The organism is Ensifer sp. VA4, from assembly GCF_055710065.1.
Genome location: NZ_JBVQPO010000027.1, coordinates 34,307 through 45,101, shown reverse-complemented (window position 1 = coordinate 45,101; position 10,795 = coordinate 34,307). Strand labels below are relative to the sequence as shown.

Here is a 10,795-nt window from a genome sequence, read left to right as displayed (position 1 = left end):
GCCACCTGGCGGGCCTGCGGGGCGCCCTCTCGGGCTGCCTGAGCATACAAACCACAGCGATCTCGGCTCACGACCTCGATCGTCGGACGCTCTTGCAACCAAGTTTTTGCACTCTCGACGCTGCGGTTCTCCAAAACATCGACGACCGAATGACGCTCAAGATCGACCATGATCGTCCCGTACCGCGAGGAATGCCGCCAGCTCCAATCATCAATGCCCACGACCCGAACAGTATCTTTTCGTGTGGACGCCGGATTATCGCGCGTCAATTGCCGCAAGATCGGGTCGTCGCTGACCGGCATGCCGAGCCGATGCATCAAGTGCTCTCCCGGACGACCGCCCATCCTGTGGCCAACCAAGTCCACAATTTCAGCCATCCGCTCAGTGCGTCGCATGTAGGGTGAAGCAATCTCAGGCACCCTGTCGGTGAAGGTTCGTCGCCCGCATTTCCAGTGTCTACACTGCCACCGGTTCAGTGCGAGCTCGATTTTCACAACTTGACCTTGAACAGGCAAATCCTGGAGGCGGCGGTTGTGCCAGCCGTGCCGATGCCGGCTTTGCGTTCCACAATCCGGGCAGATACCGACAGGTTTCGCAGCGGCAGAAACAACCCAGTTTTCTTCTTCTTGAAGGGTAATACCCAGAACCTTGACCCCTGGGCCGGGTGACCATTTCAATTGCGCCCGCATCCCCGCAGATAGCAGTCGAGGCGCTAACACTCTGTTAACCACAGAAATTGAGGAAGAACCCAGTTAAGTGCAAAACGACAGCGCCCCTGCATGGTCCTCTTTAATGGCGACGGCGTTTCCTTCCCGACACCCTGGCTGTGATTTCAGCCGAACCTAAATTTGCCGGAACGGAACCAGTACATATATGGCTCATTTCCGGCAGATCTGAATAGTGCTAGCCCGGACGGGGGAGGAACAACCAGAGAACCGGCTTCCCAGCGTGCACCTGCGAGCCTTCAACGGTGCAAGCGTCCACAGTCTTTTCCCCCGCACTGACGCGAGGCGGCCATCGACGTTCATCGCCTCGTTCCGATCTGGCGCTCGGATTTCCCAATTCTGGATTGCGTTATGAAATCTTACACCTTCTTTTACGCGTATCTGAAAAGCCTTTAAATCTGAGGGTAGATACCGCGCATTTCGTGGGTCTACTCTACTCCTAGTTTCAATGCACTTCTGCTTATTTTGACCGTCAACTCCGCCTTTTGGCGGCGTGGGAGTGGTGCGCGCCGCGTCGGCAGACGCCGCCACCAGTCTCAGGCCGCTGACCTCAAGGCACGGGGACACGATCGTTTTTCGCCGAATTTTCCGCAGACCTGGCAACGAAGGAGAACGCCATGCTGTCATTCAATGAACGCGCAGTGAAGTTCGGACACAGTCTTGAAGCGCTGAAGGCGGGAGACGAAATCGAAACCACCCGCAAGGTGCATTCGATCGAAGAACTGCGAGACCTACTTCATGACGGCTCGAGCCCGGAGATCCGGCAAGCTCGCGCGCGGCAGTACGAAAAGGACCATCCCAAACTCATGGATGAATCCAACGGCAGCATGGAGGCACTTTATCTTCGCGCTGAAGCTGCCGTCCACGCCGACCGGCCCTTGTCGCACGACGACGCCCTTGCGCTCAAACACGTTTTTCCGACGACCGTGCGGCTCGTATCCGCGAATGACAAGACCATCTCGTCCGAATGGACGCTCGGGGACGAAAGCACGCCTGTATCGATCAACATCGGGACGCTGACGATTAACCAGGGCGGCTATATCAACGCCTACGCGACGAGCGTCACCTTCGTGGCGCAGACAGTCGTCAACAATGCCAGCGGCGGAAGCAGCGGCGCGAACTACACGATCGGTATTTTCGGCGCGGCCGGTGCTGTGGGCACTGCTGGTACCAACCAACCGCAGGCGGCGAGCGGTCAAAATGGCAGCAGTTCCGGTACACCTTCGCCGGGTGTTTGCACCGGCGCTAAGGATCCGACACCGGGAACGGCCGGCTCCAATGGAGCTGCCGGCACTGACGGCCAGCGCGGTGCTGACGGCACACCGAACCTCACCGCAAACTTCACGTTCAACGCGATTACGCAAAACCCGATCTATTTCCTGACCCAGTCGGGCGCCGGCGGCCAGGGTGGATCCGGTGGCAACGGCGGCGCAGGTGGCACCGGCGGAGTCGGCGGCGACGGATGCCAGTCAGGATGCGAAGGGACACAGAGCGCCAATGGTGGCAATGGCGGTGCGGGTGGTGCCGGCGGCAATGGCGGCCCGGGAGGAAACGGCGTTGACGGACACCAGATCAACGTGACGCTTGCAACCGGCGTCAATCCGGCGATGGTTCAGAGCGGTGGGCTGATTGCGGCGGCCGGCACCGGAGGAGCTGCGGGCAGCGGCGGCACCGGAGGTGCCGGGGGTGCCGGCGGCTCAGGCAGCGGCAAGCACCGCTCGGCCGGCACCGCTGGAACGGCAGGCACGCCTGGCGCCAACGGCACGGTCGGCGCCGCCGGCACCTATACCGGCAATCCCGGCACGATCTCCGTCTCGAACGTAGGCTAAGGCGATGGGTCCCGGCTTCCTGGCGGAAATTGGCACCGCACAGTCGCCCTTGGCGGAATTCGAGAGGATCGCGACTGCGGCAGGTCACGATATGTCGGAACTGGAAGCCGGACATCTTGCAACAGCCTATCTGCGCGTTGGCGACATCCACAGCTTGCGCTGGTGGATGTCGCATGCGGCTGAAACGGCACGCGCGAAACGCCTGCAAAGCTTCGACCATTTCGGCGGCCGGGCGCGGCTTTGGCAGGGCGTGCACGATCGCGGCGAAGCCTACATATTTGCCGGAGAACCGCTTGAAGAGCGCGACGTCGAACGGATGGGCGAGCACTTCCCCGCCCGGCTGAAGGTCGTGTCTGCAAGGAACATCGAACTTGCGGCAGGCGCCGTGCTCGATGTCAGTGCGACCGCTGAGGATTGGGAAGTCGGCACCCGCGAAGAACTCTACACGCTCTTCAACGTTGGCACTTTGACGATCGGCCCCGGCGCGCGGGTGATCGTCAGAGGCAACGTCTTTTCCATGGTGGTTCAGCACCTCGACGTCCGTGAAAGCGGGGCGAGAGAGATCGGGCAGGACAACCACCATATCGGTATCCTCCCAACGCCTCATCCCGTCGACAGCCGCCTCTCCGGACCACTCGATGGACCTTCCGGATCGGCCGGCAGCGATGGCCAGCCGGGGCGCGACGGAAAATCGCTGCAGTTCCGTGCCTCGGTCTTCGGTCCTGCGGCCGCAAATACCGTTGCAATCATCGACCGCGACGGCAGCGGCGGCGCGAACGGACTGGACGGGCAGACCGGGCGGCGCGGACGCACCGGAGGCATGTGCAAAACGGCTGAAATCTCAATTCGCTCGTTTGCCGCTTCCAGCCGTCCCCTCACCATCTTTTGTCAGGCCGGGCAAGGTGGCCGCGGCGGCGCAGGCGGCAAGGGTGGGGACGGCGGCCAGGGCGGGAATGCGGGCCGCGGCGACGCGAGCTTTCATGACAGTCAGTTCGGCAATGCCGGCGCCGGAGGAAACGGCGGAAATGGCGGACGAGGTGGGAACGGCGGAAACGGCGGCATTTCATCGAACGTTTTCATTTCGTGCCCGCCGAACCGGGCCCATCTAATCGCGATCAAGGCCGTCGATAGCCAGGGCGGCTTTCCCGGGCAAGGCGGCGCTGGGGGACGCGGCGGCATGCCCGGGAATGGCATGACGGCGACCGCCACGGCTGCTCCTGGCACACCGGGACGACCTGGAGCAAGCGGACTTGCCGGCCGGAGCCGGCCGAAGGCCCGCATTCACATCAACGAAATCCTGCAACCTAACACCCGTTCTTTCCATAGGGGGAAGTCATGACCCGCCTCGCGACGTTCTGCAGAATGACCCTGGCACTTGCACTTGTTCTCGCCGGCCCGCCGAATGGAACCGTGCGCGCGGCACTCGCGGCAGCCGACGACGAGGCAGGATCCGACAAGGGTCGGTTCAGTGTCACATCGTCCGGTAGCGCGATCTACACGATCAAAGTTCAGATCCCTCCCGGCGTTCAGGGTTATCAGCCGGCGCTTTCATTCGGCTACAACAGCACGAGCCAGAATGGTCTGCTGGGAATTGGATGGAACCTGAGCGGTTTTTCGAAGATAAGCCGCGTGCGCAAGATCATCGCGATCGACGGCATTGATGGCGACATCACCTATACCAGTGAAGACCGCTTCGCTTTCAATGGCAAACGTCTTCTGGTGATGACGGGAGCCTACGGCAGCGATCGGAGCGTATATCGCACAGAGATAGACAATTGGGACCAGGTTACGGCAAAGGGGACGAGCGGTACCGGCCCCCAATCCTTCGTTGTGCAGCAACCGAACGGCGAGACACTCGTCTTCGGCGGCACTGACGATAGCCGCGTTCTCGTCACCTCGGGCCAGGAGACTGTTCGCGAATGGCTGCTGTCGTCGCAAACTGACCGGAACGGCAATCAGGTCACCTTTACCTACAGCACCGATCCGATCGGCATAGGTCAAGCGGGCACTCAGGCCTACCCGATCGAAATCGCCTACGGCGGCAACGTCAGCACGCAACCAGCGACGCCGGCCAATCGTTTCGTGCGTTTGACCTACGAGGACCGGCCAGATCCGATCGGAAATTATACGGGCGGCGCGTTGGCGGAAACGACACTTCGCCTGAGCGCCGTCAGCAGCTATCTCGCCGATGACCTCGTCGGCAATTACCGGCTCGGTTACGAAACTTCGCCCTCGACTGGCGCCTCGCGCCTGACAAGCATACAGCTCTTCGACAGCGAGGATGCCAGCGCCAAAGGTCTCTCACCTTCCCGTTTCATGTATCAAACCGGCGCCAACGCCTTCGCGGGCAGTCAGACCTGGCTGCAGGGAGCCTTTACGCCCGCAAACGGTTGGGACCAGACCGCTAACCCGGTGACGCTCGCAGACGTCAACGGCGACGGCTTGGTCGATATCGTCGGGTTCAAGAATGGAGTGCAGGTCGCGCTCGCCAAGCCGGCAGGCTTCGCTGCCCCGACAACCTGGCTCAACGCCTTTTCTCCGGAATACAACTGGTCCGGCGACGAGCCGCGCTACCTAACCGATATTAACGGCGATGGCCTTGCCGACATTGTCGGGTTTTCCGATGACGGGGTTGAAATGGCGCTCGCAGATGCGTCCACATCGACCTTCGTCAAAGTGTCGAGCACCTTTCCGTATTTTGCTCCCAATACCGGCTGGAGTGCGGACGCGCCGCGTTATCTTGCCGATGTGAACGGCGACGGGGCTGCCGACATCGTCGGTTTCAACGATGGCGCCCAGGTGGCACTTGCCGACGGGACTGGTGGATTTGAAGCCCCGCAAACCTGGTTTGCCGATATCGGCATCAAACAAGGTTGGGAGGGCGACGACCTTTTGATGGCCGACGTGAATGGCGACGGCAAGAGTGACGTCATTGCGATGAACCAGCAAACGCGCTCGGTCAACGTGGCGTTATCGACTGGCACCAGCTTTTCTGAAGAAGGTTGGAACCAGAATTATGCCAACTTCGCCGACAGCAGCCAGTGGAATGCGGACAATCCTCGCATGATGTCCGACGTCAATGGTGACGGTCTTTCCGATCTCGTCGGGTTCAGCACGCAAGTCAGTGTCGGCTTGTCGAATGGCGCCGGCTTCGAACCGCCGGCCATCTGGTCTTCGTCGTTTAACGCGCCAGACTGGTCCAGCCAGACGCCAAGGATGATGACCGATGTGAATGGCGACGGAAGGGGAGATATCGTCGGCTTCAATGCGGGTGGAACATCCATTGCGCTTTCGACGGGATCCGCCTTCGTCCCTGGCTCCTGGAACCAGGGATCATTGAACGGCCTCGGGCTCAATCAGGGCGGCTCGGCGAGTCAGACGAACCGGCTGGTGGCCGATATCAATGCCGACGGGCTTCTGGATGTCGTCGCGTTCACGCAAGAGAGCGTCGAGGTGGGGCTGACGGCAGGGGCCATTCCAGACCTCATGACCGGGATTGAGCGCTCGTCACTCGGGACGGTCGCGATCACCTACAAGCCGATTTCAGATCCCACGGTCTATTCCGAAACTGCAGGCACCGGAGCACTGGCGACCTACCAGCGATACCCGCCGCTCGTCCAGAACGAGGCATTGCCGCAATATCGGTCGAGTTCCAACCTGACCGGTCGCTACTATGTGGTGGCGAGCACGACGGACAGTAACAATCCGGCCATCACCACCAACCCCTACAGCTATACGACGACGCACTTCTATGAGGACGGACAGGTCAGCGACACGGGACGTGGCTGGCTGGGTTTTGCCGCAAGCACGCACACCAACGTCTCGATCGGCCGAACGACGACCGTTGCCTACAACCAGGCTTTCCCGCTCATCGGTCGTCCGCAATCGAGCACTGTGATCTGCGCCACGGCACAGGAGGGCCTTTGCTCGGCGGGAGACGTCCTGTCTGTCGACAGTTACCAGTACAAGTCGACGACGACCGAGGTATCGAAGGAGACCGGCTATAAGGCAACGCTCGTGCGACCCTCGTCGACGCGATCGGACAAATACCAGGGGGGCAAGTATCAGCATTCGCTTGGCCAGGTCTTTCTGTACGACACCTATGGAAATCGCACGCAGTCTGCCAAGCTCAACCTTGTCGACCGGTCAGGCAACGATCTTGATCCATCGGACAATGTCTACCGCAACATCGCCTATCAGAACGACCCGGCGAACTGGCGCTTCGGCTTCAGGCAGTTTGCAAAGACGACGCGCAATCCGTCGCTTTCCGATGTTCAGTCGTTCCAGCCGGCTGAAGACATTTCACTGGATAGCTGGGCCTATGATGACACTATGAACGTGACCACGCGCGGTTCCTGGGATGAGGCGCGGCAGGCGTATCTCGAAACGACCTATTCCTACGACAGTTTCGGCAACCGCATAACGATGACCAAGCCCGGTTTGGCGACGACAACCTATGCGATCGAGCCGGCGTTCAACACCTATGTCCAGAAGATGTCCCAGCCGACCGGGGCGGGCGACACAGTGTTGCTGACGCAATATGGATACGATGCGCGTTTCGGCAAACAGACATTGAAGGTCGATGCCAACGGCAATCAGTTCACCACCTGCTATGACAGTTTTGGAAGACGGCAGACCATCCAGGGTCCGGCGCCTGAGGGAACCGACACAAGCGCGCTGGCTGCAACCTGCCTCTCGACATCGGTAACGGCTCCGGCCGGCCTCGTTCCCGCCAAGCTCGCGACACTTTCGACCTTCACCCATGGCTGGTCGAGCGGCGTGCCTTCGGTCACGCGCACGAACCTGACCCAGTGGCCGGCTGAGGGCAGCACGCCTTCGGTGCAATCGGTGACCTACCTCTTCGACGGGCTCGAACGCCGGTACCAGATGCTGACGCAATCGAGCGAGGGCGGTGCGGTCGATCGTGTCATGGAAGACATGACGTTCAGTGCCACCAACAAGGTTCTTCAAAGTGCCCTTCCCTACCTGACGGGGGATGAAGCGCTCTACGAAACGACAGCCTACGACCCTCTCGACAGGACGAGCGAGACCACGTTCCCGTGGCTGAACGGCGACGAGGTCCAAGCAATCGCCTCACAGACCAGCTACGAGATGACGGGGACCGGACAAACGGTAACGCGCACCATGGCAAGCGATACCGCCTATAGCGCAACCCTTGTCGAGGACCGTTCCTACTACGCCAACAAGGCGAAAGCGCAGACGCAGACATTCCAGGATCTGCGATCGCCTGGATTGCCGAGTGTCAAGACAAACTACGAGCGCGACGTCATCGGCCGCGTCACCGTGGTCGAGCCCCCACAAGATGGAGGCTCCACCACCGCGAAGTACACCTATGACAGCCTCGGTCGCGTTTCGGCAAAGACGCTGCCTGCACTCGGCGCCTCAACCTTCGAGTATGGTGCCAACGGGTACCTCGCAAAGAAGACCCAGGGCAACGGCACGTTCGCCTATTCCTATGACAGCGCCGGGCGCCAAACCACAGTGACCTATCCTGCCGGCATCTCGGTTGAATACGAGTATGACGGCGACAGCGTGGCGAATGGTCTTGGCCAACTGACGTCGGCCACCGTCAGCGGCCAGGCGGTCGATGTCTCGCGCTCCTTCGCATACGACGCTTATGGCTCGGTCGCAGATAGCACGCTTGAGGTTGGAAACCCAGCCGAGACCCTTTCACTAAACGCGCAGTTCGATCCGCAGAAACGGCCCACGAAAATTGAGATGTCCGATGGCACGGTCATCGGCCTTACATACATTTTGGATCACCTCGCGAGCCAATCCATTGCCGGCGTTCCGAAGATAACGCTCTCCGACTTCACCGCGATGGGGCAACCGCAAACCATCCAGTACGCAAACGGGGTCACCACCACACTGGAATACACACCGGATTTCGGGATCTCGAAACTTGGTGTCACGGCAGCGGGCCAGAACCTGTTCAGCGAAACCTACCAACTCGACCCCTACGGCTATCCGCTGAGCGTCAACGGCGCGTCGGCAAAATGGTCGAACTATACGAGGACGTCGAATTTCGAGACTGCGCGCCTCGGATCGGTCACGGACAGCAGGATCGCCGGCGGCGGCGAGACCTACCAGTACGACGGCGCCGGCAACCTGAAATCGTCAACCAATCTCTCGTTGGTGAGCAAGGGTTATCTGCTCGACCCGTCAAGCACGATCGATGGCCAGTCCCTCAACCCTAGCTATGACAACATGGGCAACCTTCTGTCGACATCGGCATCGAGCCTAACATTTAAAGCGAGCTATGACGGCCGAAACCGCCTTGAAAGCTTCAAGGCCGGCAGCGATGACAGTGCTGCTCAATACGCTTACGATCACGCCGGCAATCGTGTCTGGCGCAAGGATACGAGCGGCAGCAACTATCTCTATCTGTCGCCGCAATTCCACCAGATCACGGCCAATGGATCAACGACGTCCGAGGTAGTGCTGCATGGCGGCCTCGGCCCCGCCTACACTCGCAAGGCGACCGGCAGCACGGCAAATGAAAGCTACCTCCACGGGGATGCCCGCCATAGCTTGACCTTCACGACGGACACTGCCGGTTCGCCAACCGACTGGTTCCTCTATAACGCCTACGGCCTTCCGCTCGAACGCGCGGCAGGATCGCCCGACTACGGGTTCATGGGGCAACCCTTTGATGCCGATACCGGGCTTTATTATTTCAACCAGCGCTACTATCAGCCGGCGCTTGCAAGATTTACGAGGCCAGACACTCTCTATTCGGCGAGTATCTACCGGCACGACAGCGCGAACCGGTACGCCTTCATGCTGAACAATCCGGCCTGGGGCTTCGATCCGAGCGGCCACGGACTGCCCGCCTGCATCATCGGTCTTGGTGGTGGCGTCTTCGGCACTGCCGCCGGCATCTCGCAGACCGTCGATGGCGCAAAACAGAACAACGTGCTTTCGGCCGTGGGTGTAGGCGCGACGACCACCGTCGGCGGCATCTTTGCCGCGAGCGCCGGCGCATCCGCCTGCCTGAAGTACTATCGGGCACGCGTGGCCGGCCAGAACAATGGCGGCAACGATGGTGGAAACCAGGGCGGTCAGGATGGCGGTGGTCAGAACAACGGCCCACCTGACGGCAACGTCGCAAACAACGGCGACGTCGAAATGGACCAGATTGCAGCGCACGACGGCGTCCAACAACCACCACAACGAATGGACGATGACAGCCAGAGCGAAGACGGTAGTGATCAACCCTCGTCAAGCAACTCTTCGTCAGAGAGCAGCGACGAAGAAGATGACAACGACGGCCTTGATGGCGGACCGAGAGACGGGGGCGGAAACGGCAGTGGCGAGACCGGCAACGGTTCGGGCACGACAAGTGATCCGCTCGCCGCGCCAAGCCAGTCGACCAGCGAGGCAATCGGCGAGACGGAGCTTGGTGCGAACTCCTCAAACAATCTGGAACTGCCAACCGTCGCGACAGCCTCCCAAAACAGCGTCAATGATGCGGCGGTCTCGAATTCGTCCTCGCTGGTATCGTCGACTGAGGGAGATGCCGGCGGTATCGAGGCCAGCATTTCCGTCTCGACGGGAAGCGAGATAGCCGAAACCACGGCTACGACGACAGGGATGGTGACGGAGATCGCGGCAGACACGGCCGCCGCTGCAACCGGCGAAGCCGTTGCAGAAACGCTCCCGTTCTTCTTTCTGCTGTTTATTTGAAGCAGATAAACGGCGCCACTCTGTCCGTGGGTGGCGCCGTTCAAATCTCGCAGCACTTGCTGCCGCTATTATCGCCGCGAGGCGCTGTATCTTCAACCCCTTCGTCGGCCCGACCGCGGGCGACTTTCTGCAGGTCATCGAGGACGGCCTCGCGCGCATGATCGTCGCGCAGCACGTCGATCAGCTCCTGGAGCTTGGCTGGATTCGCCGACGGCTTCTCGGCGGAAACAGCTCATCGCCATTCGCCATGGACTGCTACTGATCGACAACGAGGGCGTCTCATGACCACGGATCCCCAGTCGCCCTGATTGTTCCGAATTGAACAGCGCGCCCAAAATCGCGGCACACCGGACCGCAGCCTTGACCAACGAAAAATGACCCGCCGCAGAACACGACGGGCCGAAGATCCGGAAATCTCTAAATTTTCATTTCTAGAATATGCCTTATGCAGTATATTATTTCGTGCACAGCCGTATATTAGCCATAAAAATACCACGAATCCCACCCTGAATCGCCACATTCTCACGGGATTGT

5 protein-coding genes are annotated in these 10,795 nt (G+C 60.4%); 4 read left to right on the top strand and 1 reads right to left on the bottom strand.

Features of this window, described 5'->3' with window-relative positions; translation table 11 throughout:
- Positions 1–689 (bottom strand): ISL3 family transposase (locus AC0C6X_RS29225; protein WP_472956517.1); only part of this gene is annotated, 689 nt, incomplete at its 3' end.
- A gap of 653 nt (positions 690–1,342) precedes the next feature.
- On the opposite strand from AC0C6X_RS29225, the gene AC0C6X_RS29220 reads away from it, so the two are divergent.
- Genes AC0C6X_RS29220 through AC0C6X_RS29205 form a run of 4 tightly spaced genes read left to right on the top strand, consistent with a single transcriptional unit; the run spans position 1,343 to position 10,523 of the window.
- On the top strand, positions 1,343–2,554 hold the full coding sequence (locus AC0C6X_RS29220) for a hypothetical protein (protein ID WP_472956515.1): 1,212 nt from the start codon (positions 1,343–1,345) through the stop codon (positions 2,552–2,554).
- A gap of 4 nt (positions 2,555–2,558) precedes the next feature.
- Positions 2,559–3,893: a hypothetical protein gene (locus tag AC0C6X_RS29215; protein WP_472956513.1), complete on the top strand. Its 1,335-nt coding sequence runs from the start codon at positions 2,559–2,561 to the stop codon at positions 3,891–3,893.
- Positions 3,890–10,261 (top strand): FG-GAP-like repeat-containing protein, encoded by a 6,372-nt coding sequence (locus tag AC0C6X_RS29210; protein ID WP_472956511.1) that lies wholly within the window; start codon positions 3,890–3,892, stop codon positions 10,259–10,261. The genes AC0C6X_RS29215 and AC0C6X_RS29210 overlap by 4 nt, the downstream gene beginning before the upstream one ends.
- A complete protein-coding gene (locus tag AC0C6X_RS29205) occupies positions 10,221–10,523 on the top strand; it encodes a hypothetical protein (RefSeq protein ID WP_472956509.1) in 303 nt (100 codons plus the stop codon). Before AC0C6X_RS29210 ends, AC0C6X_RS29205 begins: the two co-directional genes overlap by 41 nt.
- Positions 10,524–10,795 lie beyond the last annotated feature (272 nt).

Bases quoted from the DNA above. Each gene is read 5' to 3' on its own strand.
- AC0C6X_RS29220 (WP_472956515.1), top strand. From the start codon at position 1,343: ATGCTGTCATTCAATGAACGCGCAGTGAAGTTCGGACACAGTCTTGAA.
- AC0C6X_RS29215 (WP_472956513.1), top strand. From the start codon at position 2,559: ATGGGTCCCGGCTTCCTGGCGGAAATTGGCACCGCACAGTCGCCCTTG.
- AC0C6X_RS29210 (WP_472956511.1), top strand. From the start codon at position 3,890: ATGACCCGCCTCGCGACGTTCTGCAGAATGACCCTGGCACTTGCACTT.